Annotated in this window: 24 protein-coding genes and 1 tRNA gene; 15 read left to right on the top strand and 10 right to left on the bottom strand. The window is 62.0% G+C overall.

Annotation, left to right across the window (positions count from 1 at the left end):
- Positions 1 to 5: 5 nt before the first annotated feature.
- The 3 genes from NKJ67_RS25650 to NKJ67_RS25640 are packed head-to-tail and all read left to right on the top strand — an operon-like array spanning position 6 to position 3264.
- The gene (locus tag NKJ67_RS25650; protein WP_352583880.1) at positions 6 to 992 is read left to right on the top strand and encodes an ABC transporter permease; all 987 of its coding nucleotides are present in this window, start codon (positions 6 to 8) and stop codon (positions 990 to 992) included.
- The gene (locus NKJ67_RS25645) at positions 989 to 1948 is read left to right on the top strand and encodes an ABC transporter permease (protein WP_352583878.1); all 960 of its coding nucleotides are present in this window, start codon (positions 989 to 991) and stop codon (positions 1946 to 1948) included. Before NKJ67_RS25650 ends, NKJ67_RS25645 begins: the two co-directional genes overlap by 4 nt.
- On the top strand, positions 1948 to 3264 hold the full coding sequence (locus NKJ67_RS25640) for a M20 family metallopeptidase (protein ID WP_127270153.1): 1317 nt from the start codon (positions 1948 to 1950) through the stop codon (positions 3262 to 3264). The genes NKJ67_RS25645 and NKJ67_RS25640 overlap by 1 nt, the downstream gene beginning before the upstream one ends.
- 177 nt (positions 3265 to 3441) lie before the next feature.
- Here the strand turns inward: NKJ67_RS25640 and NKJ67_RS25635 are convergent, their stop codons facing one another.
- Positions 3442 to 3966: a hypothetical protein gene (locus tag NKJ67_RS25635; RefSeq protein WP_352583876.1), complete on the bottom strand. Its 525-nt coding sequence runs from the start codon at positions 3964 to 3966 to the stop codon at positions 3442 to 3444.
- Positions 3967 to 4126: 160 nt separating this feature from the next.
- Entirely contained in the window at positions 4127 to 5593 is a 1467-nt protein-coding gene (tig, locus tag NKJ67_RS25630; protein WP_127270945.1) for a trigger factor, read from the bottom strand.
- Positions 5594 to 5968: 375 nt separating this feature from the next.
- On the opposite strand from tig, the gene NKJ67_RS25625 reads away from it, so the two are divergent.
- Positions 5969 to 6053: transfer RNA gene (locus tag NKJ67_RS25625), tRNA-Leu, on the top strand.
- 90 nt (positions 6054 to 6143) lie between these two features.
- Here NKJ67_RS25625 and NKJ67_RS25620 read toward each other — a convergent pair.
- Positions 6144 to 6722, bottom strand: coding sequence for an NUDIX domain-containing protein (locus NKJ67_RS25620; RefSeq protein WP_127272271.1), 579 nt, complete (start codon positions 6720 to 6722; stop codon positions 6144 to 6146).
- 224 nt (positions 6723 to 6946) lie between these two features.
- Here NKJ67_RS25620 and NKJ67_RS25615 point away from each other — a divergent pair, with 224 nt between their 5' ends.
- From NKJ67_RS25615 to NKJ67_RS25605, 3 genes are all read left to right on the top strand, one after another.
- Positions 6947 to 8050, top strand: coding sequence for an NADH:flavin oxidoreductase/NADH oxidase (locus tag NKJ67_RS25615; protein WP_127321241.1), 1104 nt, complete (start codon positions 6947 to 6949; stop codon positions 8048 to 8050).
- A gap of 248 nt (positions 8051 to 8298) precedes the next feature.
- Positions 8299 to 8577 (top strand): DUF982 domain-containing protein, encoded by a 279-nt coding sequence (locus NKJ67_RS25610; RefSeq protein WP_013532012.1) that lies wholly within the window; start codon positions 8299 to 8301, stop codon positions 8575 to 8577.
- 30 nt (positions 8578 to 8607) lie between these two features.
- On the top strand, positions 8608 to 8847 hold the full coding sequence (locus NKJ67_RS25605) for a DUF2188 domain-containing protein (protein ID WP_013532013.1): 240 nt from the start codon (positions 8608 to 8610) through the stop codon (positions 8845 to 8847).
- A 157-nt stretch (positions 8848 to 9004) separates the two neighbouring features.
- Here the strand turns inward: NKJ67_RS25605 and NKJ67_RS25600 are convergent, their stop codons facing one another.
- Positions 9005 to 9286 carry a hypothetical protein gene (locus NKJ67_RS25600; RefSeq protein ID WP_084016230.1) on the bottom strand — a complete coding sequence of 94 codons (282 nt, stop codon included), beginning with the start codon at positions 9284 to 9286 and terminating at the stop codon, positions 9005 to 9007.
- A 321-nt stretch (positions 9287 to 9607) separates the two neighbouring features.
- Here NKJ67_RS25600 and NKJ67_RS25595 point away from each other — a divergent pair, with 321 nt between their 5' ends.
- The 8 genes from NKJ67_RS25595 to NKJ67_RS25560 all read left to right on the top strand — a co-directional run bounded on the left by NKJ67_RS25595 (position 9608) and on the right by NKJ67_RS25560 (position 17949).
- Entirely contained in the window at positions 9608 to 10351 is a 744-nt protein-coding gene (locus NKJ67_RS25595) for a competence/damage-inducible protein A (RefSeq protein WP_352583872.1), read from the top strand.
- An 81-nt stretch (positions 10352 to 10432) separates the two neighbouring features.
- Positions 10433 to 11266: a universal stress protein gene (locus NKJ67_RS25590; protein WP_127272270.1), complete on the top strand. Its 834-nt coding sequence runs from the start codon at positions 10433 to 10435 to the stop codon at positions 11264 to 11266.
- A 133-nt stretch (positions 11267 to 11399) separates the two neighbouring features.
- Positions 11400 to 11900 carry a xanthine phosphoribosyltransferase gene (gene gpt, locus NKJ67_RS25585; protein ID WP_057145797.1) on the top strand — a complete coding sequence of 167 codons (501 nt, stop codon included), beginning with the start codon at positions 11400 to 11402 and terminating at the stop codon, positions 11898 to 11900.
- Positions 11901 to 12112: 212 nt separating this feature from the next.
- Positions 12113 to 12601: an NUDIX hydrolase gene (locus tag NKJ67_RS25580; protein ID WP_023810435.1), complete on the top strand. Its 489-nt coding sequence runs from the start codon at positions 12113 to 12115 to the stop codon at positions 12599 to 12601.
- A 235-nt stretch (positions 12602 to 12836) separates the two neighbouring features.
- Positions 12837 to 13148 carry a PilZ domain-containing protein gene (locus NKJ67_RS25575; RefSeq protein WP_127322526.1) on the top strand — a complete coding sequence of 104 codons (312 nt, stop codon included), beginning with the start codon at positions 12837 to 12839 and terminating at the stop codon, positions 13146 to 13148.
- A gap of 600 nt (positions 13149 to 13748) precedes the next feature.
- Positions 13749 to 17531, top strand: a complete 3783-nt coding sequence (locus tag NKJ67_RS25570; RefSeq protein ID WP_352583868.1) for a vitamin B12-dependent ribonucleotide reductase — start codon at positions 13749 to 13751, stop codon at positions 17529 to 17531.
- A 6-nt stretch (positions 17532 to 17537) separates the two neighbouring features.
- Positions 17538 to 17738: a type II toxin-antitoxin system HicA family toxin gene (locus tag NKJ67_RS25565; RefSeq protein ID WP_013532021.1), complete on the top strand. Its 201-nt coding sequence runs from the start codon at positions 17538 to 17540 to the stop codon at positions 17736 to 17738.
- Positions 17739 to 17742: 4 nt separating this feature from the next.
- Positions 17743 to 17949, top strand: coding sequence for a type II toxin-antitoxin system HicB family antitoxin (locus NKJ67_RS25560; RefSeq protein WP_027036892.1), 207 nt, complete (start codon positions 17743 to 17745; stop codon positions 17947 to 17949).
- Positions 17950 to 18278: 329 nt separating this feature from the next.
- On the opposite strand, the gene fghA is transcribed toward NKJ67_RS25560, so the two are convergent.
- From fghA to NKJ67_RS25530, 6 genes are all read right to left on the bottom strand, one after another.
- The gene (gene fghA / locus NKJ67_RS25555) at positions 18279 to 19109 is read right to left on the bottom strand and encodes an S-formylglutathione hydrolase (RefSeq protein ID WP_256748131.1); all 831 of its coding nucleotides are present in this window, start codon (positions 19107 to 19109) and stop codon (positions 18279 to 18281) included.
- A gap of 102 nt (positions 19110 to 19211) precedes the next feature.
- A complete protein-coding gene (locus NKJ67_RS25550) occupies positions 19212 to 20021 on the bottom strand; it encodes a formylmethanofuran dehydrogenase subunit C (protein ID WP_352583866.1) in 810 nt (269 codons plus the stop codon).
- Entirely contained in the window at positions 20018 to 20926 is a 909-nt protein-coding gene (gene fhcD / locus NKJ67_RS25545) for a formylmethanofuran--tetrahydromethanopterin N-formyltransferase (protein ID WP_352583864.1), read from the bottom strand. The genes NKJ67_RS25550 and fhcD overlap by 4 nt, the downstream gene beginning before the upstream one ends.
- Positions 20914 to 22545 (bottom strand): formylmethanofuran dehydrogenase subunit A, encoded by a 1632-nt coding sequence (locus tag NKJ67_RS25540; RefSeq protein WP_352583862.1) that lies wholly within the window; start codon positions 22543 to 22545, stop codon positions 20914 to 20916. The genes fhcD and NKJ67_RS25540 overlap by 13 nt, the downstream gene beginning before the upstream one ends.
- A complete protein-coding gene (locus tag NKJ67_RS25535) occupies positions 22539 to 23360 on the bottom strand; it encodes a tungsten formylmethanofuran dehydrogenase (RefSeq protein WP_352583860.1) in 822 nt (273 codons plus the stop codon). Before NKJ67_RS25535 ends, NKJ67_RS25540 begins: the two co-directional genes overlap by 7 nt.
- Before the next feature lie 385 nt (positions 23361 to 23745).
- Positions 23746 to 24126, bottom strand: coding sequence for a 4a-hydroxytetrahydrobiopterin dehydratase (locus NKJ67_RS25530; RefSeq protein ID WP_027036898.1), 381 nt, complete (start codon positions 24124 to 24126; stop codon positions 23746 to 23748).
- Positions 24127 to 24254 lie beyond the last annotated feature (128 nt).

Genomic DNA, 24254 nt, shown 5'->3' with positions numbered 1-24254 from the left:
CTGAGATGAACGTGGTGCGGCAGTTTGGAAACGGTGTCTTCTCCATGAACGGGCGGGAGTGGTCTCTGCTTGTCGCCTGTTTACTGGCGATCGTCATCTTTTCTGTCGCATCGCCGCACTACGCGACATCAGGCAATGCAGCCACGGTCTTGCGCAACAGTGTCGAACTGCTGCTGATCGGCCTTGGCATGACCCTGCTGCTCGCCATGGGCGGCATCGATGTCTCGATCGGCATCGTCATGGGTCTGGCGGCCATCGCCATCGGGCGTGTGCTCGGCGCCGGCGGCAATCCGCTGCTGGCGCTCATTGCAGGCCCTTTGGTCGGTGCGCTGCTGGGATGCGTGACCGCCACCGTCGTTGTCCTCGGCCGCGTTCCGGCAATTGTCGGTACGCTCGGCCTGCTCGGGGTCTACCGCACCGCTGTCTTCGTACTTCTCGGAGGGCAATGGCTTTCGGGCCTGCCCTCGAGCCTTACAGATCTTCTTGCAACCAGCGTGCTCGGCGTCCCCATCCCTGCCCTGGTGATTGCCGGTGTCTATCTGGCCGTCTGGCTGGCGCTGCGGCGAACCCCTTATGGGCTGCATCTGCTGGCGATCGGCAATTCGGAGGAAAAAGCGCGGCTTTCTGGCATCCCAGTGATCAAGATCCGCTTCATGACCTTCGTCATCAGCGGTGTGCTGACTGGCATTGCCGCCACGTTCTATGTCGCCACCTACCGCAATGTGGAGATGACGATCGGCAGCACGCTGGCGCTCGATGCCATTGCCGCGGTCATTCTTGGCGGGACCAGCATTTTGGGCGGCAGATGCAGCCTGATCGGCACCGTGCTCGGCGTGCTGCTTCTGAGAATCCTGCAGAACGGTCTGCTGCTGATCGGTGTCCCTTCCCTTTGGCAGCCTGTCGTCACCGGCGTTCTCATTATCGGCGTGCTTGGCTTCGAAGCTGTTTGCAACCGATTGCCGCTCGGCAGATTTCAACGAGCCCGCGCATGAAAACGCTCCGCAACCTGCAAGGCCCGGCCCTTACCCTGGCTTTGCTCTGTATGCTTTGGCTGATCGTGATTGTCGGCCTGCTGGCGCTCAAGCCTTCTGTCTTCAATCTCGGCACCGTCACCACCATTCTTCAGTTCTCGACGATCCTTGCCCTGGTCGGCCTTGGACAAGGGCTGGTCATCATGGCCGGTGGCGCCGGCATCGACCTCTCGGTCGGCGGTGCGGTCTCGCTGTCCGCCATCGTCGCGATGCTTTGCCTCAAGCTGGGATTGCCGCCGGTCCTGCTGCCCGCCGTCTGCATCCTGGCCGGCGCGATGCTCGGTGCCTTGAACGGATGGCTGGTGAACGGGCTCGCGCTTCTCCCCTTCATCGCGACGCTCGGCACCTTCTTCGTCTATTCCGGCGCTGCACTTGCCATTACCGGCGGCGCGGCCCAAGCAGGCGTGCCCTCCTGGCTGCTTGTGTGGGGGCGCGGCGTCGTCATGGGCATTCCCCTGCCCTTTCTCACCCTTGCCATCCCCTGCTTTGCGCTAGCCGGTTTGGTGCTGCTCTCGACAGCGTGGGGGCGCTGGATCTACGCCATGGGCTTCAACGAACGCTCGGCCAGGCTGGTCGGTATTCCGGTCGATCGCGTTCGCTTGGTCCTCTACGCCTTGAGTGGCGCGCTCGCCGGCGCCGCTGGGCTCGTCTCGATCTCCTGGCTCGGCAGCGGCAGGCCCAATATCGGCCAGAACCTCGAACTCGAATCGCTGACTGCCGCCATGCTTGGAGGCATCGCCATCACCGGCGGGCGTGGCGGCGTCGGCGGCGTGTTCGCGGCCGTCCTGCTGCTGGTCACGCTGAAGACCGGCCTTCTGCAATTGAACATCAACACGGTTTGGCAGGTGGGGATTGTCGGCGCCCTTCTGGTTTTCGTCCTTCTCGCCGACCGACTTTCCCAACGTTGGAGATCATGATGCCGTCCATGGAAGAGATCATTGCCGCGCGCGTCGAGGCAAGCGCTGACCGTATCGTCCAAACGCTGAGCGATCTCGTCGCCTTCCCCTCGATCGTGAAATCCGATCCAAAGGAGGCCGGCCCCGGCGAGCGTGATTGCCAGCTCTATCTGCAAAAGCGGATCGAGGCGCTCGGCTTCTCGACCGATCTATGGGACCCGGATGGCCCAGCACTCTACGAAAAATACAAGGGGCGGGCCGGCGCCAACAAAGGCAGGACGTTCGAAGGCCGGCCCAATCTCGGCGGCGTCTTGAAGGGCACGGGCGGCGGTCGCTCCATCATGCTGACCGGCCATATCGATGTCGTCCCGCCCGGCGCCGCAGGGCACTGGACGACCGACCCGTTCCAGCCCGTCCTCAAGGACGGGTTTCTACACGGCCGTGGTACCGTCGACATGAAAGGCGGCGTCGCCTGCATGCTGATGGCGGTCGAGATCCTGAAGGGACTCGACATTCCCCTGTCCGGAGACGTCGTCTTCACCACCGTCGTCGACGAGGAAATCGGCGGCATGGGGTCGCTGGCCATGGTCGATCGCGGCTTTCACGCCGACGCCGGCATCATGACCGAACCGACGGCGAACAAGATCGCACCGCTCTGTCACGGCATTCTGTGGGGGAAGATCATCATTGACGGCATAGGCGGGCATGCGGAGCTGACGCCCAATGCCTGGTATTCGAGCGGCCCGGTCGATGCCGTCCAGCTTTGCCGGCAAATCCTCGACGGCATCGACATCCTCAACCGGCGCTGGATGTTCGATCCCAGAAAGAACCATCCGTTGATGGACCTGCCCAACCAGATCATCGTCACCCAGATGAGCGCCGGCGAACATCCGTCCTCCATGGCAGGGCGCGGCGAGATCATCATCGACGCTCAATATCTGCCGAGCGAGCACGACGAGTTCAAACTGGGTGGCAACGTCAAACGCGAAATCGAAGAGCACATAGCCAATGTCTGCCAGGCAGACCCATACCTGCGAAAGCACCCCGCCCGCGTCGAGTGGATCCTCGACGCCGATTGCGCCGAAATCCCCTCGGACAATCCCTTTGTCGGCGTCTTCCAGGAGGCCGTCAAAGAAGCCAATCTCTCGCCGGTCCTGAGTGGTTTTGGCGCGCACAGCGACATCGGCCTGCCGACCGGCCTCGGCAACACGCCGACCGTCAATTTCGGTCCCGGCGACCCCGCGCAGGCGCATCAGCCGAACGAACGCGTTTCGGTGCGCGATCTCGTCGATTGCACCAAGGCAATTGCAATTGCCGTCGAAAAATGGTGCCGCTAGCGGGCACCGCCAACATCAATGGATCGGTTAGCAATGCCACGACAGGCGGCGGCATCGTGGCCGAACTTGCGCTACTGCCTGGTGATGTCGTCGCGTTCTGACAGCCGGAGGTCCTGAGCAAGAGATTTTGAGGTCCTGAGCAAGCCATTCCTGTCGCCGCCCTGGCTCACGATCCGTTCACGGCGGATCGGTGTTGCAGCTGCCGGCTACCTGATTGACCGCTTCGCCGAACCCGGCGAGGTCGAAATCGGCCTCGCCGCGCCCCGCCAGCAGCCCGAACCGCCACGAAAGCTGGAGCCGGTTCGCGGCAACAAGGCGCCGGATGCCATCGGCGCCATCGCGCACAAGCATCCGGCCGCGCGGCCCGACCGCCCAGCTTTCATCGAACTTGCTCTCCTGATCGACCGTGATCGACATGGTGATCTTGCGGCTGGCCGAAACAGCGTCGTTCAATTGCAGCCATTCAGTCCAATGCGGCTCGCCGTTTGCCCGGCAGGCAATCGTCAGGATCGGGCTGTAGCTCAAGGCACCGCCGCCGGTGATCAGCTTGTTGGTGGCATAGAGCGAGGCCGTGACGAGGCCGTCTTCACTCGTGCCGAAGCGCCAGTTGTCAGGCACCGTGCCGGCCTGGGCGATGCCGCAGACCGAGACAAGGACCAGCGCGATTGCCGAAGCGTGTCCCAATTCGACGAACAGTCTCAACACGCCCTCCAACAACCAAGCGGCTTGCAATAGAAGCGCAGATAATGATCAAAGCTTGGTCGCCACAGGCCGCCGCTCGCGAAGCATGGCGGCTGTTGCAGTTTGGCAACGAAAAAGGCCGCCTCGAGGGCGGCCTTCCTGTTTCAGCGGAGCGCTGGTGTTATTCGGCGGCCTTCTTCTTCGGCGCGGCCTTCTTCTTGGGCTCTTCCGCGTCGTCGGCCTTCTTGGCGTCGGCCTTCTTGGCGGCGGCTTTCTTCGCCGGCTTCGCCTTGACAGAGGTCTCGTCCTCTTCGTCGTCGGCCATCAGCTCTTCCTTGCTGACCTTGACGTCGGTGACCGAAATCTGACCGAGCAGATGGTCGACCACTTTTTCCTCGAACATCGGCGCCCGCAGCGTGTTCAACGCTTCCGGGTTGTTGCGGTAGAACTCGAAGACTTCCTGCTGCTGGTTGCCCGGATAGCGGCGCACCTGCTCGAACAGGCCGCGCTGCAGCTCTTCGTCCGATACGGTCACGCCGGCCTTCTCGCCGATTTCAGCCAGCACCAGGCCGAGACGCACGCGGCGCTCGGCAAGCCGCAGATACTCGGCACGCGCCTCTTCTTCCGTCGTCTCTTCGTCGGCGAAGGTGCGTCCGGCTGCTTCCAGGTCACGATTGACCTGCGCCCAGATGTTGTTGAACTCGGCGTCGACGAGCTTCGACGGCGCCTCGAACGAATAAGCCGCGTCGAGCTGGTCGAGCAGCTGGCGCTTCACCTTCTGGCGTGTCATGGCGCCGAACTGGTTCTCGATCTGGCCGCGTACGACGTCGCGCAGGCGCTCCAGCGACTCCAGGCCGAGGTTCTTGGCGGTCTCGTCGTTGATTTCCAGCGCGCCGGGCTGGGACACTTCCTTGACGGTGACGTCGAAGGTCGCTTCCTTGCCGGCAAGATGCGCGGCCTGGTAGTTTTCCGGGAACGTCACGGTGACCTGCTTTTCGTCACCGGCCTTGGCGCCGACCAGCTGATCCTCGAAGCCGGGGATGAATTCCTTCGAACCCAACACCAGCGGCTGATCGGTGCCCGCGCCGCCATTGAAGGCTTCGCCGTCGATCTTGCCGACATAGTCGATGGTGACGCGGTCGCCATTGGCGGCCTTGCCGGTCTTCGGCTCGTAGCTGCGCGCCGATTCGGCAACACGCTGGACCTGCTCGTCGATCTCGGCATCAGGCACGTCGAACACCTGGCGTGTCACCTTGATGTCGGAAAAGTCCTTGATCTCGATCGCCGGGATGATCTCGTAGTTGAGGCGGAATTCGAAGTCGGCGCCGCCGGCCAGGATCTTCTCGGCTTCCTTCTCGTCCTCGGTCATGATGACTTCGGGCTGCATGGCAGCCTTTTCACCACGCCCGGTAATGATCGAACGGGTCGAATCATTGAGGATTTCGTTGACCACTTCGGCCATGAACGACTTGCCGTAAACCTTGCGCAGGTGTTGCACCGGCACCTTGCCCGGGCGGAAGCCGTTGATGCGGACCTTGTTGCGGGCATCCGAAAGCCGCGCCATCAGCTTGGCTTCCATGTCACCGGCCGGCACGGTGATCTTGATCTCTCGCTTGAGACCGGAGTTGAGCGTTTCGGTGACCTGCATCGTAAAACCTTTGTTTTCACCAATGAGACTGCCACGGCCTCTGCCGTTCACAGCCTGCCGGTATATTCTTGCCGGGAATGGCTTTTGGTACGGAACCTGGCGATTTGACCGAAAACCCGGCTCAAACTCTCCCAAACTGCGTTCCAAAATGTGAATAAGTTCTTGTTTTTCCTACTTCTTATCACATTCTGCAGAAGCGGATCGTCGCGTCCCGTCACATTTGACACGCCTTTTGTCACAGGCGAGGCCAATTTTCAACAGTCTTCGCATCCCGGCGAATAACCAGCATTTGGACCTGACCACATCTTGTCCCTGACCTCTACATCTTGTCTCCGACATTGACAGAATGATGGCCACATGGGATTGCCGGTCCATGCGGATGTGGCGGAACTGGTAGACGCCCTGGATTTAGGTTCCAGTGCCGAAAGGCGTGGGGGTTCGAGTCCCTTCATCCGCACCATCCTTCGCTCTTCGAGCTTCGGGTGGCGGGCCACCCGAATAGATGAAGGTGTGTCCTCCCGAAGCCTTGGCTAAGGAGGACCGGCGCCGTTCAGGCGGCGATCGGGTTGAGCTTCAGATGCTGGATCAGGATAATGGTCTTGGCGTCGATGATGCGGCCATCGGCGATGCCCGCCAGTGCCTCGTCGAGCGGCATTTCCAGAACCTCGATGTCCTCGCCCTCTTCTTGCGCGCCGCCGCCGGCCGAGATGCGGTCGGCGGGTGAATAGCGGGCGATGAAGAACCAGAGACGTTCGGTGACGCTGCCGGGGCTCATATAGGGCGAAAACAGCCGCTCGACGTTCTGCAGCCGGTAGCCGAGTTCTTCCTCCGCCTCCTTGCGGATGCAGGTTTCGGGATCGTTTTCGTCCAACAGGCCGGCACAGGCCTCGATCAGCGGCTCGCGGTGGCCGGTGACGTAGGCGGGATAGCGGAACTGGCGCACCAGAAGCACGGTCGAGCGCGAGGGATCGTAAGGCAGGATCACCGCGCCATCGCCGCGATCATAGGTCTGGCGGATTTGCGTCTCCCACTGACCGTCGCGCCGGCGGTAGTCGAGGACGGTCTTCTTCAGGACGGCCCAGTCGTCGGAGAGGATTTCCTCCGAACGGACGCGAATACGATCTTCCATCGTGGTCTCCATGCAAAAGCGCGTCGCGCTTTATGCTCCTGTTTTATGCATGTCGCTCTCCCAAACCGGGCCACTTTTGGGCGCCATGCATTGCCGAGGCGTATCCGCGAACCGGCATTTCGGCAATCCCGTCAGTGATTGGTCCAGAACCCCTTTCACCGCCTCGTGTCTGGCGCAGGCGCCATCGGTCGCCTAAATAGCTGCGAACCCTCCCGGAGTTTCTCATGACAGCGTCGCTTTTCCAGTCGATCACCCTCGACGGCCTCACTTTCCCCAACCGTATCGCCGTCGCGCCGATGTGCCAGTATTCCGCCGACGACGGCTCGGCCAGTGACTGGCATCTCCATCACTGGATGAACCTCGCAATGTCCGGCGCCGGCATGGTCACAGTCGAGATGACCGATGTCGAGCGGCGCGGGCGTATCACCCATGGCTGCCTCGGCCTTTATTCCGAAGACAATGAAGCCGCCGCCCGCCGCGCACTGGATGCCGCACGACGCGTCGCCGCACCCGGCACGAAATTCGGCTCCCAACTCGCCCATGCCGGCCGCAAGGCTTCGAACCGCAAGCCGTGGGAAGGCGGCGGGCCACTGCAGCCAAACGAGGATCCCTGGCAGACCGTCTCCGCCTCGGCCATCCCCTACGACACCGGTTGGAACGTGCCGCACGCACTGGAGGACGAGGAGATCCTGCAACTGATCGAGCGCTTCGCCGAAGCCGCAAGGCGGGCCGAACGCGCCGGCTTCGATTTCATCGAACTGCATGCCGCGCATGGCTATCTGATCTTCCAGTTCCTGTCGCCCTTGTCCAACCAGCGCACGGACCGCTGGGGCGGCTCGCTGGAAAACCGCATGCGTCTTGTCGTCGAGATCGCCAAGGCGGTGCGCAAGGCTACGCCAAAGCTGATGCTCGGCGCGCGGCTGTCGGTGATGGATTGGGTCGATGGCGGCTTCGACGTGGCGGACGCGATCGAAGTGGCCAAAGCGCTCAAGGACGAGGGCGTTGCCTATCTCTGCTGCTCGAGCGGCGGCAATTCGCCGTTGCAGAAATTGCCCACCGGCCCTGGCTATCAGGTGCATCTGGCGGAAGCGGTGCGCAAGGGTGCTGATATTCCGACCCGTGCCGTCGGCCTGATCGACGACCCCAAGCAGGCCGAAGCGATCCTCACCGAGGGCCGCGCCGACATGGTGGCGCTGGCGCGGGCCTTCCTGGCTGATCCGCGCTGGGGATGGCGTGCGGCGGCCACATTCAGCGAAACGATCCACCCGGCGCCGCAGCTTGCCCGTTCGGTGACCACGATGCAGCATTGGATGAAGGCGACGGGCTGAACGGTCCGCGCTCCCGACACGCGCGCCCTCCTGCCTCCAGACGGCCTGACGGTGCTCCGCTGCTATTCCGTCCGCAAGCTGTTGGCGTGGAGTGGGCGTGGCTGGGCTTGGGAGGAAACCTGTTCAGGGGCATTCTTGCCGGTTGCGGCGCAGACCGCAGGTGTAGAGCCTTCAAACAGCCTCTGAGACGTTTGGGCGCAGGCTGACGGCCATGGTTGCAACCAAATTGGCTGCTTTGCGTTGCGGCCATGATGGACAACAAACCTTTTGAAGTGCCGGTCGTCGTCGAACTTGGCCACGTCGGCAAATATCGCCACATCCGCAGCGCCCAGGAGGCCGCGGAATGCCTGATGACGGTGTGGCCGCTCAATCGCGGCCCGCGCCATCGTGATGCCCTCGACACTTGCCTCAAAGTGCTGGAAGGTTATCGTTCGACAGCAGATGCGCGCCGGGCGCTGATTGAAGCCGCCAAGGAATCGGAAGTGCTGGTGCCCGACGACAGACTGCCCGACGACCGGCTGCATTGAGCAGACGGACCTTTCAACCGGAGGTTTTCCATGGCGAAGCTGACTTACAAGATCGTCGAACATGACGGCGGCTGGGCCTACAAGGTCGGAGCGACCTTTTCCGAGACGTTCCCCACGCATCAGGACGCATTGCGTGCGGCCGAAATCGCCTCGGCCGAGCAGCAGGTCGCCGGAGCGACCGACGGCATCCAGTATGAGGACGCCGAAGGCAAATGGCACGAAGAACTGGCCGACGGCCGCGACCGGCCGCAGACAGAAGTGTCAGATTAATTCGCTTTCGCGGTTGATGTTGAGCGGTCCGGCAGGCGCCGACCGCAGCGCCGTCCGAGAGAGGACGCGCCAGCGGCCAGCGATTGGCCTTGCGGACTAGCCCTTGAACATGGCTTTCCAGAAAATCGGTATCCGCTTTTCGGAAATCGCGTTCTGGCTATTTGCCGCAATACTGATCGTTGACGTTTTGCCCAGCGTTAGCGTCCGGGCCTGGCGTGTTGTGGGCACATGGGCCTATCGCGCCGGTATTGCCTTGGGTGTTCAACCCGGAGCCGTCACTGATGCTTCCCGTGGTATAGGGATCGACAGTTGTCTGATCGTTGTTGCCGAATAGCCACCAGTCGCGATTGTTGGAATACCTGTCGTCCAGTGACTGCGCCATCGCCGATGTTGCGAGACCGATCGTCAGAACAGATGCTGCGAGAATTTTTGTAACCATTGAATCACTCCGTATCTTAGCCGCCTTGGTGCGACACTCATGAAACCCGGTAGTCAGCCGAATGGTTCCTTGAAATTGTCGTGAGGCTCAGGTGAGGCCCTGACCAGCAAAGCCCGGCCGGCGATGCGCTCGATGAACGCGGCGGTTCGCTCCGGGACGACGAATTGCTGCATGTGCCCTATTCCCTCGAACGGTTCGAACCTAAATCCTTGACGTCATCGGCTCGCCTTGGCGGCGCGAAGATGACATTGCGGCTACCGTCGCGCCGCGCTATCTCAGACCACTCGCCTTCCCAGGCCACACGCCTTGCCGGAGCCTTCCATGCCTGAAATCGTGACCGCTGCCATGCTCGTCATTGGCGATGAGATTCTGTCCGGCCGAACCAAGGACAAGAACATCGGCCATCTCGCCGACATCATGACGGCGATCGGCATCGACCTGAAGGAAGTGCGTGTCGTCCCTGACGAGGAAGACGAGATCATCGCCGCGGTGAATGCCGTGCGCAGCCGTTACACCTATGTGTTCACCACCGGCGGCATCGGTCCGACGCATGACGACATCACGGCCGATTCCATCTCCAAGGCTTTTGGCGTGCCTTGCGAATACGATGCCCGGGCCTATGCGATGCTGGAAGCAAGCTATGCCGCGCGCGGCATCGAATATACGCAGGCCCGCAAGCGCATGGCGCGGATGCCGCGCGGCGCCGATCTCATCGACAATCCGGTGTCGGTCGCACCTGGCTTCCGCATCGGCAACGTCCACGTCATGGCCGGCGTGCCATCGATTTTCCAGGCCATGCTCGACAATGTCGTGCCGACGCTGAAGGCCGGCACGAAGATGCTTTCGGCGACCGTGCCCTGCCCGTTCGGCGAAGGCCTCATCGGCGGGCCGTTGGGTGATATCCAGAAAGCGCATCCCGATACGATCATCGGCTCCTACCCGAAATATGGCGACGGCAAGTTCTGGACCGAGCTGGTCGTGCGTGCCCGCAACCAGGAGGCGCTGGACGCCGCCCGCGCCGACGCCGAGGCGATGGTCGCCGGCTTCGCCAGCAATCCCGGCTGATCTGGTCCAGACCGGAACAAAGCACGACGCTGCAACGTTTCCCCGGCACGAGTTCACCAACTCGTAAATCGAGGGATTGTCATGCGATTCAAAACCATCGTCGCCATTCTGCAGAACGAGCAGGACGCCGAGCGCGTGCTCGACTGCGCCATTCCGCTCGCCACCCGGTTCCAGAGCCATCTGGTCGGCATCCACGCCGAAACGCTTCCCGTGCCCTACACCTCTGCCACAGGCTTTCCCGACACCGAATTCCTGCAGGTTTCGGCAGACATGAACCGGGAACGGGCCGAGAAATTAAAGGCGCTGTTTCTCAGACATATCGAGGATTCCGGTCTTTCCTTCGAGTGGCGAAGCCTGGAGAGCTTTTCGGGTGACAGCGCGCTGACCGGGATTTCGAGCGTGCGGGCCGCCGACCTGATCATAGCGGCGCAGCGCGAAACGGGCGGCGATTCCAGCGCGGACGTGGACACGCTGGTCTACGATGCCGGCCGGCCGGTGCTGGTGGTGCCGCACGAGGGTCCGCTGATCACCACCTTCAAACGCGTCTTGCTCGCCTGGAACGGCAGCAAGGAAGCGGCGCGGGCCGCCTTCGACGCGCTGCCCTTCATCATCGAAGCCGAGAAGACTGACATATTGGTTATCGACCCTCCTGAAACGCTCGACGACAGCCCGGAGGCCGCCGGCGCCGAAATCGCGTCGGCGCTGTCGCGCCACGGCGCCACCGTCAGCGTCTCGGTGCAGCAGTCGGGCGGCAATTCGGTCGATGACATTATCCAGACCAGAATCGCGGAAACCGGCGCCGATCTGCTGGTGCTCGGCGCCTACAGCCACTCATGGCTGCGTCAGCTTCTGTTCGGCGGCGTGACGCGCAGCGTGCTGCGCACTGCGCCGGTGGCAGCCTTCCTGTCGCGGTAGGTCCACAGCGATCGCTGGCCCTTGCCTTCGCCAAGGCCCATTGCTCTTGCCAAGATGGGGGCTTTCCAGCTAATTCCGCGCGCATTCCCCTGTTTTCCTGCGCGCGATCCCCGCGTGCTGTGGAGTGCGCGACATGTCCCTTCCCGAAAAAGCCTTTCCGGTCTCCTGGGACCAATTCCATCGCGACGCCCGGGCGCTCGCCTGGCGGCTTGCCGGCGCCAACAAGGGACAATGGAAAGCGATCGTCTGCATCACGCGAGGCGGGCTGGTCCCCGCGGCGATCATCTCGCGTGAACTCGGCATCCGCGTCATCGAGACGGTCTGCGTCGCCTCCTATCACGACTATACCAGCCAGGGGCAGCTGCAGGTCCTCAAGGAGATCACCCCTGCCCTGCTCGCCGAAGACGGCGCCGGCGTGCTGATCATCGACGACCTGACCGACACCGGCAAGACGGCGGGCATCGTGCGCGCGATGATGCCCAAGGCGCATTTCGCCACCGTCTATGCCAAGCCGAAAGGCCGGCCGCTGGTCGATACTTTCGTCACCGAAGTCAGCCAGGACACCTGGATCTATTTCCCGTGGGACATGGGCTTCACCTACCAGAAGCCGATCGCCGACGACCACGCCGGCTGATTCGCAACTACCTGCCTGTTACAGACCAGCAGCTTGCACCCGGGCATGATTGCTTTCGCAAACAGGTCCGGCAGGGCCGGATATTTTGCGAAATCGACATCTATTGGCGGAAATCGGCCAGGCGAATGAAATTTTTTACTTTTATTGCCGACAATTAGCCGTAAGATTCGTGAGACGGCAAACGATTCCGGAGGCTGGGGCTAGCTTCTTCGATGTTGACGAGGCCAACGACACACAATCATCTGGCCGAAAGGGTCCGACGGCTCTTCGGCACGGCGCCGTGCCGCCTGCAGGTTGCCGCCCTGCCCTGGCGCGACACGGGAGACGGCGTCGAAATCATGCTGATCACCAGCCGCGATACTGGCCGCTGGGTTTTGCCCAAGGGCTGGCCAGAGGCCAGGGAGCCGCTCTGCGAGGCCGCGGCGCGCGAAGCCGGCGAGGAGGCCGGGCTGCGCGGCCGTGTCTCTCATCTTGAAGCCGGCCGTTACTTCTACGCCAAGGTCCTGGCTTCCGGCGAAGAAGTGCCGTGCGAGGTCCTGGTGTTTCCACTGCATGTCGACAAAGTCGCGGACCGCTGGAAGGAAAAACACTCACGCACCCGCAAATGGGTCCGTGCAAGCGAAGCGGTGCGCATGGTCAACGAACCCGACCTTTGCCAGATCATCGCCTATTTTTGCGCCGACCCGCACAGCTTCTCCTGACGGGCGGCCACACCGCTCTCTTTGCAAAACGGGACTGGCTTGCAAAGGCTAATGCATGTCGCCCAAAAGTGATCTCGGTTTTGGGAGAACGACATGCATAAAAGCAAGGACCTAAAGCGGATCGCTTGAATCCGTTCAAGCGCGACACGCTTTAGACACGCGTTGCCGCGCTTCGACATGAATGCTTTGCTAAGGAATCAAGGGTAGGATTCGGCAGCTCTGGTATTTTTGATCGATGGCGAATCCCGCAAATCCAATTCCAAACGAGTCCGACGACCCCCAGCGCGAGCATCGTCCGCGCGTGCTCAAGGGTGGGTCGATCATCACCGGAATTTCGAATTCGGAAGTCGGTTGCACGCTGCGCAACCAGCACGACGGCGGCGCCGAACTGAAGATACCGCTCGAAGCCCGGGTCCCAGATCGGTTCCTTCTCTATGTGCCGCTCGACGGCATTGCCTATCGGTGCGAGGTCCGGTGGCGTCGCAACGACCGTATCGGGGTGCAGTTCACCGGCACCGAGCCAAAGCCCCGGCTGCATTACGGCTGACGCCGGGGCAAGCTTGCGCGCGGAAAATCGTGATCCGCGCCTGCATTCTATCCCCGTTATCCACATATGTGACACACAAGATGTTGGGGTCACAAAAGCTACGCAAACGAATCCTTGACGGCGCAAAACGAGTCGCCTTTTATAGGCCATGTGCTCCTGTTGAGAGTGCGACCGGAAAGTTCTGAGCCCGGTCTTTTTCCCGGATTATGTGCGTTTTTGCTCGCATTTCCGCCCGTTTACGAGGCCGGCGGAAGCGTTGGGATTGTGGGGCGGTTGGGGACGATAGGGACAATTGTCGAGCTTGAATAAATTGTCTGTTAATACTATATTTAGTGTTTGCAGGTAGGTTCGACGCTAGATAGTGTGAATTTCCCTCGATCGGGGGAATCGGAAAAAAATCAGTTTTGAGGGACCCGCGGGTTCGTCGGCGCGTTGGACAGGTACTTCGCAAGGAGTTTGACCAGCAGGGCCGGCGGAGACCGCGAAAATGGAGAGCCGGCCGTTTTCGAACGCCCGGCAGACGGCGGACATGCGCGTTTCGCATCGGGGGCAGAAATCCCTGGAGGAAAGCGCTATATATAGACAAAAGGGACCGGACCAATGCGCATCGAGCGTCGTTTCACCAAGCCAGGACAATCTGCCTATGCGGAGATCGAATTCCGCAAGGCGCTTTCGGAGATCAAGAATCCGGATGGTTCGGTGGTGTTCCGCTTGGACAATATCGACGTGCCGGCGCAGTTCTCCCAGGTCGCAGCCGATATCCTGGCGCAGAAATATTTCCGCAAGGCCGGTGTGCCGGCGCGCCTGAAGAAGATCGAAGAGAACGACGTCCCCTCCTTCCTGTGGCGCTCCGTCGCCGATGAGGCGGAACTGGCGAAGCTGCCGGAAGCCGAGCGCTACGGTTCCGAGATCGACGCACGTCAGGTCTTCGACCGGCTTGCCGGCACCTGGACTTACTGGGGCTGGAAGGGCGGCTACTTCAAGGGGTCGGAGGAAGACGCGCGCGCCTTCCGCGACGAGCTTGCCTATATGCTGGCCACCCAGCGCGTCGCGCCGAACTCGCCGCAATGGTTCAACACCGGCCTGCACTGGGCCTATGGCATCGACGGCCCGAGCCAGGGCCACTTCTATGTCGACCCGTTCACCGGCAAGCTGACCAAGTCGAAATCCTCCTACGAGCATCCGCAGCCGCATGCCTGCTTCATCCAGGGCGTGCAGGACGATCTCGTCAACGAGGGCGGCATCATGGACCTGTGGGTGCGTGAAGCGCGCCTGTTCAAATACGGCTCCGGCACCGGCTCCAACTTCTCGCTGCTGCGCGGCGAAGGCGAAAAGCTGTCGGGCGGCGGCCGCTCGTCGGGCCTGATGAGCTTCCTCAAGATCGGCGACCGTGCGGCGGGCGCCATCAAGTCGGGCGGCACCACGCGCCGCGCCGCCAAAATGGTCATTGTCGACGCCGACCACCCCGATATCGAGGAATTCATCGACTGGAAGGTCAATGAAGAGCAGAAGGTTGCCTCGCTGGTGACCGGCTCGAAGATCGTCAAGAAACATCTCGAAGCGATCATGAAGGCCTGCGTCAACTGCGAAGGCAATGGCGACGACTGCTTCGACCCGGCCATCAACACCGCGCTGAAGCGCGAGATCAAGGCGGCCAAGAAGTCCGCCGTGCCGGAGAACTACATCTACCGCGTCATCCAGTTCGCCAAGCAGGGCTATAGCTCGATGTCGTTCAAGACCTACGACACAGACTGGGATTCGGATGCATACCTCACGGTTTCGGGCCAGAACTCCAACAATTCGGTGTCGCTGAAGGACAATTTCCTGCGCGCCGTCGAGGACGATGCCGACTGGCACCTGACCGCCCGCAAGGACGGCAAGGTGCTGAAGACGCTGAAGGCCAGGGATCTCTGGGAAAAGATCGGTTACGCCGCCTGGGCGTCGGCCGATCCGGGCCTGCATTTCAACACCACGATGAACGACTGGCACACCTGCGCATCGGCCGGTGCGATCCGGGCGTCCAACCCGTGCTCCGAATACATGTTCCTCGACGACACGGCCTGCAACCTCGCCTCGATCAATCTGTTGCCCTACCGCAACGCCGACGGCACGATCGACATCGCAGCCTACGAGCACACGGTGCGGCTGTGGACCATCGTTCTCGAAATCTCGGTGATGATGGCGCAGTTCCCGTCGAAGGAGATCGCCAAGCAGTCCTACGAATACCGCACGCTCGGCCTCGGCTATGCCAATATCGGCGGCCTGCTGATGACATCAGGCATTCCCTACGACTCCGATGAAGGCCGCGCCATCTGCGCCGCACTCACCGCAATCATGACCGGTGTCGCCTATGCCACCTCGGCCGAGATGGCCGGCGAACTCGGCGCCTTCGCCGACTACGACCGCAATGCGCAGAACATGCTGCGCGTCATGCGCAACCATCGCCGTGCCGCCTATGGCGAGAAGCAGGGCTACGAGAAGCTTGCCGTCAACCCGGTGCCGCTGGTCGCTTCCGACCTGAAGCAGCAGGACCTTGCGACCCACGCCAAGGCCGCCTGGGACCGCGCCATCGAGCTCGGCGAGGAGCATGGCTACCGCAACGCGCAGGCGACCGTGATCGCGCCGACCGGCACGATCGGCCTGGTCATGGATTGCGATACCACCGGCATCGAGCCCGACTTCGCGCTGGTGAAGTTCAAGAAGCTGGCCGGCGGCGGCTATTTCAAGATCATCAACCGCGCCGTGCCGGAAGCACTGCGCACGCTTGGCTACTCCGAAGCCCAGATCGCCGAGATGGAGGCCTATGCGGTCGGCCACGGCAACCTCAACCAGGCGCCGGCCATCAACCCCGGCGCGCTCAAGGCCAAGGGCTTCACCGACGACAAGATCGCCGCGCTCAACGCAGCCTTGAAATCGGCCTTCGACATCAAGTTCGTCTTCAACCAGTGGACGCTTGGCGCCGACTGGGTGAAGGAGAATTTCGGCTTCACCGACGAGCAGCTCAACGACTTCTCGTTCGAGATCCTGCCGGCGCTCGGCTTCTCCCGGAAAGATATCGAGGCCGCCAACATCCATGTCTGCGGTGCGATGACGCTGGAAGGCGCGCCGTTCCTCAAGGCCGAACACCTGGCGGTGTTCGACTGCGCCAGCCCGTGCGGCAAGATCGGCAAGCGTTCGCTTTCGATCAACAGCCACATCCAGATGATGGCGGCTGCACAGCCCTTCATTTCCGGCGCCATCTCCAAGACCATCAACATGCCCAACGATGCGACGGTGGAAGACGCCAAGGGCGCCTACATGCTGTCGTGGAAGCTGGCGCTGAAGGCCAACGCGCTCTACCGCGACGGCTCGAAGCTGTCGCAGCCGCTCAACTCCTCGCTGCTCGCCGATGGCGAGGACGATGAGGATGAAGCCATCGAGCAACTGCTCGCCGCACCTGCGGCAGCACGTGCCGCACAGATCACCGAGCGGATCGTCGAGCGCATCATCGAGCGCGTGTCGCGCGAGCAGGAAAAGCTGCCCGGCCGCCGCAAGGGCTACACCCAGAAAGCCAAGATCGGTGGCAACACCATCTTCCTGCGCACCGGCGAATATGACGATGGCCGTCTCGGCGAGATCTTCATCGACATGAACAAGGAAGGCGCGACCTTGCGTGGCCTTCTCAACAATTTCGCCATCGCAATCTCGCTGGGCCTGCAATATGGCGTGCCACTCGACGAATATGTGCACGCCTTCACCTTCACCAAGTTCGAGCCGGCCGGCATGGTGCAGGGCAACGATGCCATCAAGAGCGCAACATCGATCCTCGACTACGTGTTCCGCGAACTGGCGATCTCCTATCTCGGCCGCAACGACCTCGCCCATGTCGACCAGTCGGACTTTTCCAACACCGCACTTGGCCGTGGCATCAGCGAAGGCAAGACCGACGCGGTCTCCAAGGGCCTGACCCGTGGCGCCTCGCCGGTGAAGCTGGTGTCGCGCGTCAGCGGCAATGATCCGAAAGGCTTTGCGGCCCCCTCGGGCGCCCCTGCCCGCTCGGCACCGACCGCCTTCTCCGGCTCCAACGTGCTGGCGTTGAAGCCGGCCAGCGACGAAGCGGTCGCCTACAAGCGCGACTATGAGGAGCGGGCAAAGGAACTGGCCGAGGACATCGCCTTCGAGGAAGCGGCGGGTGTTGCTTCCGACGCCACGGCTGCGCTGTTCACCGACGCCGCGGCCATGGAGGCGGCGGAAGCCAAGAAACTCGCCAACGACCGCCGCGCAAGATCCCTGCTCCAGGGCTACACAGGCAATTCCTGCTCCGAGTGCCAGAATTTCACGATGGTGCGTAACGGGACCTGCGAGAAGTGCGACACGTGCGGCTCGACGAGCGGGTGCAGCTGAGGTCTAGTGCCACCTCGGCTTACAGTTCGCGAGATCATTCGCCTGCTGGAGGCCGACGGCTGGTATCTGGTTGCAACCAAGGGCAGCCATCGCCAATATAAGCATGAAGTCAAAGCCGGCCGCGTCACCGTGGCTGGCAAGCCGTCTGAAGAGGTTGCGCCAGGAACACTGAACAGCATCCTCAAGCAGTCAGGTTTGAAGGAGTGATGACATGCGTTACGCGGTGGTGATTGAAAAAGCAGGAAGTAATTTCTCTGCCTATGTGCCGGACCTACCCGGCTGCATCGCGACAGGTGCCACTGTGCCTGAAGTGGAAACCGAGATTCGCGACGCAATACGCTTTCACATCGAAGGTTTGCGAGCCGATGGGCTGGATGTGCCCAAGGGTGTCAGCCTCGCGGAATACATAGAGGCATAAAATTCCTGCAATCAGGATTCTCGGCATCTACCCCGCCGGCAACACCCGCAGCGTCTGCTCGTCAACGGCTCGTCCTGCCCCACGAATAGCAGCTTGCGCCCCTCACCCGCCGGCACCTCGAAATACTGGATCCCGTCAGGCATTTCGCCCCAGTCGCCGCACGGTGGCTCCGGGATTTCATCGAGGCTTGCTACCGCTTTCAGCTCTTTCGCATAGGCCGCGTTGGAGCTGAACGCTTAGTGCTTGACGGCGGCAGGCGCGGCGCCCTCGGTGTAAGGCGTCGGATTCAATAACTTGTTTGCATCTGGCCATGCCTTCGGCCTGCCAGATCAAAGCCTCTCAGCATGCCATCTCAGATGGTCGTCCATGAAGCTGGAGATGAAAAGATACGAGTGATCGTATCCATCCTGCATCCGCAGCTTCAGCGGAATACCTGCTTTGGCGCAGGCCGTCTCAAGCAGCCAAGGCCTCAGCCCGTCGTCAAGAAATCCATCCGACGTTCCCTGATCCACCAAAAATTCGGGGAAACGGTATCCGTCCTCGATGAGCGACGTCGCATCGCAGGTTCGCCACGAGGCCTCATCCTTACCCAGATACTTCTCAAAAGCCGGTCTCGACCAGCCGGCGGTGCTTGGCTGGGCGATCGGGGCGAACGCCGAGCAGCTCTTGAAACGCCGCGGAGTCTTCAAGGCAATCGTCAGCGCGCCATGCCCGCCCATCGAATGGCCAAAGATTGCCTGGCGCGCCATATCGGCTGGAAATTCAGCCGCGATGAGGGCCGGCAACTCCTCGGTGACATAGGAATACATGCGATAGTTCTTCGCATAAGGCTCTTGCGTCGCATCGAGATAGAAGCCGGCGCCGGAGCCGAACTGCCAGTTGTCTTTTTCATCCGGAATGTCGGCCCCGCGCGGGCTGGTGTCGGGACAAACGACGATCAGGCCAAGCTCGGCGGCCATGCGCCTGTACTCGCCCTTGTCCATTACATTGGCGTGGGTGCACGTCAGGCCTGAGAGATACCACAAAACGGGACAAGGCGTCTCCCGCGCCTGCGGAGGTATGAAAACGGCAAAAGTCATGTCGCAACGGCAACTCGTCGACAAATGGGAATAGACGCCCTGCACGCCGCCATGGGCCTTCGTTTGAGAGATGATTTTCATGTGTTCTCCACGTTGCGGGTCGGATGACGGTCGGCCCCACCACTGCCACCCAGCGGCAAGCACTTGCGTCCTGCCATCCTGTGGTTCTTGTGTCGACGGATCTCAGCGCGGAAAAAGAACCTCGCCCATTCCGAGCACTGCGTTATCCCCGCCATATTTGCGCGGTGCGCTCCCCAGAAGCGGCCGTTTCAAAATGCCCTCGGCGATCAGATGACGATCGATGATGGCGGCGAAAACGCTCTCGGGCGCGCCGCATTCGACGAAGCTCGGCGACATGCGTGCCGGCGCGCGATCGAGAAGGATCGAACCGCGACGCATCAGATAGCCGGGCATCTCACCGGTGCCACCGGCCACCACCAGGGTGCCGGCGATCATGCGGCTGCCGGCATGGTCGCCGGAGCCTTTCAGCACCGCGATCAGGCCGCGCCGCATGCGGTCCGCCGCGAAGGCGCCCGCCTTGCCCCTGACGATCAACAACCCGCCGTTCATGCCGGCCAGTTCCCCGACGAGCGGCGCACCGAGGTGGTCGCCGGCATTGCCTGTTATCTCAAGCCTGCCGCCGCGCATGCCGGAGCCGGCGTATGGACCCGCATTGCCTTCGATCGTGAGCTCCCCACCGCGCATGGCGCGCCCGGCCTGGGCGCCCGCATTGCCAACGAGGCGAACCGACCCACCCCGCATGCCTTGCGCCACAAGGTCAAGGCGCGTGCTTCCGCCTTCGAACACGATGTTTGTCGGATCGCTGCCGGCGACGCGAAAAATGTCGCCCACCTTCGATCCGTGTTTCGACATGCCGATCTGGATTCTTTCGACGTCGCGCCTTTCGATCCCGGCCAGCCGCTCCGGCGTCAGCGGCGATAGGTCAAGGCGCTCCGGCGGCTCGGCAACCAGGGTGAAGGTCAGCGCCTTCATGGCAGCATATCCTTCAGCGAGTAGATGAATTTCCCGAGCTTGCCGCCGTAATTGCCGGCGCTGATCCGAACCGCGCCTCTTTTCGGGCCGAGTTCTATGACAGCCTTGATGCCTGCCTTCATCGCGGCGGCAACTGCATCATTGGTTTCACCATCGATGACGATTTCCAGGACGGCGTTGATGTCGGGACCGAGCTCACTCGCGACGACACCGCGCAGCGTTGGCGCGTAGGCTTCGTTGGCCGAAGCGATCATGCCTTTGTATTTGCCACCTATCTTGGAACCCGAACGGGCAATGCCGCCCGGAAACGGCACGATGGCGCCAGGCACCATGCCGATCGCAGCGACCGCGGCCTCGGCAGCGGCCAAAGCGTTGGCGCTGTTTTGCGCCATGACAAAGAAATTGCCGCCACCGACAGCCTCCTTCGTCAGTCCGGTCGTTGCTTCGCACAGGAACTCGCCATCCATGACGGGAATACGCCAGAAATGCCTGTCGCCGATCTTCTTGGAGATTTGCCAGCCGTCGCCGAAATAACGCAGCGCCGAACCGAGCTTGAGCTCGGCGCTGCCTTGCAGCCCGGCAAAGCAGGCGGAACCCGGCGAGGTCAAAACGCACTGGCCGACACGATTGAGCAGTTGCTTCTGCAATTCGTCCGTTCCCATCGCGAAGATCATGACGCGGCAGCCCGGCCGGCCATCCGGTGTGGCCGAGGGCGGCAGGTCGAGATCGATTGCCGCTTCGCAGCCGCAACCGATCACCGAGGTGGCGAATCCGGTCATCGTGATCGCCGCCTGGCGAGCCCATTTCCGGCTCGGCGCGGTGATGACGATGGCGGTTGCGCGCATGCCGAAGGCTTCCGCGAAGGTATCGTCGATCGTCATCCCATTGACGCTCATGTTCGGCATGGCACCTCGCCGAATGGCTGTTCGCGCGCAATCGCGGAATCCGGAAAATTGAACCAGTCCAGCGACAGGCCGTAGCGCTGCTGGTGATAGTCCTCGAGCCGTCGCACCATTGCCTTGTCGACGGGCGGCTTGAGCCTCAATGCCTTGCCCCAGCGGTAATGGATGATTTCCCCGTCTTGCACGACGAGATCGCCATCCTTGAAAACATACGCCGCCTGTCCGAGCATTTTCGCGATACTGCGGTCCCTGCGATAGACAGCGATGTCGGCTGTTGCACCGGCGCCGAGATGGCCTCGATCCGTCAAGCCGAGCAGCTTGGCCGGCGCCGCGCGCGTCATGATGGCGATTTCCTCGAACGTGTATTCGCGGTCGATTGCGGCCAGGGTAGAGAGCGCCAGGGCGGATCGTGAAAGTCCAGCGGTCATTTCGGCGCGCGCTTCCCGGCTCATCAGCAGTTCGAACAGCGCCGGATAAGCCGTAAAAGGTGCACCGTTGGGATGATCGGTGGTGAAGAACACACGCCAGGGATCGTCGATCAGGAGAAAAAGCTCGAGCCCGATCGCCCACTGCATCGTGCCGTAGAAGTCCTTGCCATAGCTGTAGGGCACGATGCCGCCGCCATTGCCGTCACCATCATGAATGACGGTCTTTTTCGGGTGCGCGCTGCCACGCGCCGAAAACTGCCGCATGACGTCGGAGGAGACCGTGACCGTCTGGCCGAACATGACCTGGCCGATATCGATGGTGACTTCCGGCGTCGCGTTGACCAGTTCGGCAAGCCGTGCGGCGGCAGAGGAAAACCCGCGTTTTCCTTCCGTGCCATAGCCATAGAACTGGAGGTGGGCGAGATGCAGCGGCAGCCCATCCGCCACTGCGATCGTCGCAGCCGCCGTATCCGCCGATCCGGGGCTGCCCAGATTGTTGCAATGGACATGCAGGGGATGCGGCAGGCCAAGACTGTCGACGGCGGCCTGCAGCGTCTTGACGATCTTGCGCGAACTGACGCCATAGGAAGGCACGACATCGTCCAGCGAGAAGGTGCGGACGTTCTCCTTGAACGCGGCCGCCGCACCAGCGTTGATCACCTTGACCCCAAGCGCTCGCGTCGAAGCGACCGTCCAGGCGACATAGTCCTCGATCATCGTGGAGGGGGCGTCGTCGCGGATCATCGACAGAAGGAAATCGTCATTGCCGAGAATGGCGAGGGTTGCTTTGTCTATGATCGGGATGTCAGCCAGTTCGAGATGCGTGTGAAGCGCCGCTCCCGGCGACATCGCCGGCTCGACCACCGTCGTAAAGCCCATCTTTGCGTAGAGGCAGCCGGTCTGGAACGTCGACCAGCCGGCATTGGAGAGCGGCGTCATTGCTGGCCTCAGCTGATGGGCGGCATGCTGTTCGGGCAAGAGCAGCCGCGCGGTGTTCACATTGCCGCCACCGATGTGGGAGTGGATGTCGATGGCGCCAGCCATCACGATGCAGCCGCTGGCTTCTATGGTCCGGTCGGCCGCCCCTCCCGCCGGCGCCGGGACGATCTTGTCGTCCTTGATCCAGAGGTCGCCCTTGCCGAGACGGCCGTTGACGGGATCGATGATGTCGCCGCCGGCGATTTTCGTCAGCATGGCAGTGGCTCGGCGAAAGCGTGGGTAGCGATCAGGCGGATGATCGTCGCGGCGGAGGGCAATTGCGAGGCCGCTTGCGCCTCGGTCGACCTGAGCGAGCCCGTGCGGCTGGAGTAGACAACCGCATCGTGATCGACCCCAGCTTCGCCGATGGCGATGGTGACCGCGGCGCCGGCAACCGGCTCTTGCGTTTTAGTCAACGCAATCAGCGCCATGCGGCGCTTTTTTTCCTTCGGCTGGGCCGTTGCGGCGGAGATCCGCAGGTGCAGGTCGGCTTCGCCGGCAGCGATCATGCGCGCCACATCGCAGCGCCAGGGATCGAATTCCGGGAAGCCGCGCGCAAAGCCGGTGCGCAGCGGAAAACCTGTCATCCAGGCCGAGGCGAGCGTGCTACCCCAGCCGTTTTCGTTCGCCGGCAGATGAAGGCCGGATGCGCGCGAGTTGCGATTGAGATCGGCGATCAGTCCTTGCAGCATCTCCAATGCCAGGCCTTCGGCGGCGTGGCCTGAAAACAGGAACACGGGAAAACGCGCGGCCGCCAGAGCTTTGGCGAAATCATTGAAATTCGACACCGGTTGCGATGTACGCCGCCCTTTATACTGTGCTCTCAGTGCCGCCAGCGTGGCGGCGAGGCTAACTTGGCTACAGGAAAGTCGCGTTGCCTCGCGCCCGCCGTTCAGCGGCGGCACAGACATCCCGTTCGGGCCTACCACGAAGAACGCGCGCTGGTTCACGGTCGAGAGGTCGGGAACCGTCCCGGCGAGTTCGCCAACAAGACCATGATGGATCCGCGGGAGCTCGCCCACGATCACCACGACATCGGCACGCCGGCGCGTCTCACCGGGGGCGACGGTCATTGCCCCCTTGTCCGTAAAAAGCGCAGTCTCCCGGGCAAGTGCCGCGCCATCGGCATGGTCGTATGCCGCGCCAGCCCTCTCAGCCAGCGCGATCGCCGCCCTCGTGCCGTCTATATCCGTATCAAAGCTGAAAACCGGGCACCGACTTGACGACAGTAGCGACGCGGCATGCGCAGCCGCGCGCTCAATCAGCGCTTCCCGGTTGCCGATCCAAGCAACCGCCATTCGCTAAACTACTTTCTGGTGCCGCCACGATCCTAGACGAAACTGGATTGGCCGTGAACCCCACCTCGCAGCGGATCAGCGAATGTTTTCATACGCTATCAACAAATTCCGACCCTGCTTAGTCATATTTGACGTAAGCGAAGCGTTGATCGGTCAGCGGAGTGCCCTCCAGCGCCCCGCCTTCCTTGGCCGGCTGCCACTGGACAACATCCTCGATCTTTTTCGCCAACTCGAAATCCTTGTCGGTAATGCCTTTCGCCGCGTGGTTCATCAGGCGCACCTCGACCCAGGCATAGGAGGCGGTGATATCGGGATGGTGCCACGCCGCCTCGGCGAGATGGCCAACCGTGTTGATGACCATCAGCGTCGATTTCCAGCTGTGGGTCTTGTATTTGCGCCGGATCCAGCCGTTTTCGTAGCGCCATTTTGGCAGCTCCTTCTCAAGCCGCTCGGCGATCTCGGCTTCCGAATAGACCTTTTCCTTGACTGTCTCGTTCATCTCGACCTCCGCGAATTGCTCGGTCTGTCTACACGCCGGAGCCAGCAAACACGTGGATGCATTCTCTTTGGCTTGCCCCATCGACGAAAACAGTTATCATGGTACCGGGCACCTAAACTTCCATGATG

Origin of the sequence: Mesorhizobium sp. M0088, from assembly GCF_040322895.1 — a bacterium.
GTDB lineage: Bacteria > Pseudomonadota > Alphaproteobacteria > Rhizobiales > Rhizobiaceae > Mesorhizobium.
The sequence above is the reverse complement of the archived record's forward strand: the minus strand, read 5'-3'. Positions and strand labels throughout refer to the sequence as shown.

Bases quoted from the DNA above. Each gene is read 5' to 3' on its own strand.
- NKJ67_RS25650 (WP_352583880.1), top strand. From the start codon at position 6: ATGAACGTGGTGCGGCAGTTTGGAAACGGTGTCTTCTCCATGAACGGG.
- NKJ67_RS25645 (WP_352583878.1), top strand. From the start codon at position 989: ATGAAAACGCTCCGCAACCTGCAAGGCCCGGCCCTTACCCTGGCTTTG.
- NKJ67_RS25640 (WP_127270153.1), top strand. From the start codon at position 1,948: ATGCCGTCCATGGAAGAGATCATTGCCGCGCGCGTCGAGGCAAGCGCT.
- tig (WP_127270945.1), bottom strand. From the start codon at position 5,593: ATGCAGGTCACCGAAACGCTCAACTCCGGTCTCAAGCGAGAGATCAAG.
- NKJ67_RS25620 (WP_127272271.1), bottom strand. From the start codon at position 6,722: ATGGAAGATCGTATTCGCGTCCGTTCGGAGGAAATCCTCTCCGACGAC.
- NKJ67_RS25615 (WP_127321241.1), top strand. From the start codon at position 6,947: ATGACAGCGTCGCTTTTCCAGTCGATCACCCTCGACGGCCTCACTTTC.
- NKJ67_RS25610 (WP_013532012.1), top strand. From the start codon at position 8,299: ATGATGGACAACAAACCTTTTGAAGTGCCGGTCGTCGTCGAACTTGGC.
- NKJ67_RS25605 (WP_013532013.1), top strand. From the start codon at position 8,608: ATGGCGAAGCTGACTTACAAGATCGTCGAACATGACGGCGGCTGGGCC.
- NKJ67_RS25600 (WP_084016230.1), bottom strand. From the start codon at position 9,286: ATGGTTACAAAAATTCTCGCAGCATCTGTTCTGACGATCGGTCTCGCA.
- NKJ67_RS25595 (WP_352583872.1), top strand. From the start codon at position 9,608: ATGCCTGAAATCGTGACCGCTGCCATGCTCGTCATTGGCGATGAGATT.
- NKJ67_RS25590 (WP_127272270.1), top strand. From the start codon at position 10,433: ATGCGATTCAAAACCATCGTCGCCATTCTGCAGAACGAGCAGGACGCC.
- gpt (WP_057145797.1), top strand. From the start codon at position 11,400: ATGTCCCTTCCCGAAAAAGCCTTTCCGGTCTCCTGGGACCAATTCCAT.
- NKJ67_RS25580 (WP_023810435.1), top strand. From the start codon at position 12,113: ATGTTGACGAGGCCAACGACACACAATCATCTGGCCGAAAGGGTCCGA.
- NKJ67_RS25575 (WP_127322526.1), top strand. From the start codon at position 12,837: ATGGCGAATCCCGCAAATCCAATTCCAAACGAGTCCGACGACCCCCAG.
- NKJ67_RS25570 (WP_352583868.1), top strand. From the start codon at position 13,749: ATGCGCATCGAGCGTCGTTTCACCAAGCCAGGACAATCTGCCTATGCG.
- NKJ67_RS25560 (WP_027036892.1), top strand. From the start codon at position 17,743: ATGCGTTACGCGGTGGTGATTGAAAAAGCAGGAAGTAATTTCTCTGCC.
- fghA (WP_256748131.1), bottom strand. From the start codon at position 19,109: ATGAAAATCATCTCTCAAACGAAGGCCCATGGCGGCGTGCAGGGCGTC.
- NKJ67_RS25550 (WP_352583866.1), bottom strand. From the start codon at position 20,021: ATGAAGGCGCTGACCTTCACCCTGGTTGCCGAGCCGCCGGAGCGCCTT.
- fhcD (WP_352583864.1), bottom strand. From the start codon at position 20,926: ATGCCGAACATGAGCGTCAATGGGATGACGATCGACGATACCTTCGCG.
- NKJ67_RS25540 (WP_352583862.1), bottom strand. From the start codon at position 22,545: ATGCTGACGAAAATCGCCGGCGGCGACATCATCGATCCCGTCAACGGC.
- NKJ67_RS25530 (WP_027036898.1), bottom strand. From the start codon at position 24,126: ATGAACGAGACAGTCAAGGAAAAGGTCTATTCGGAAGCCGAGATCGCC.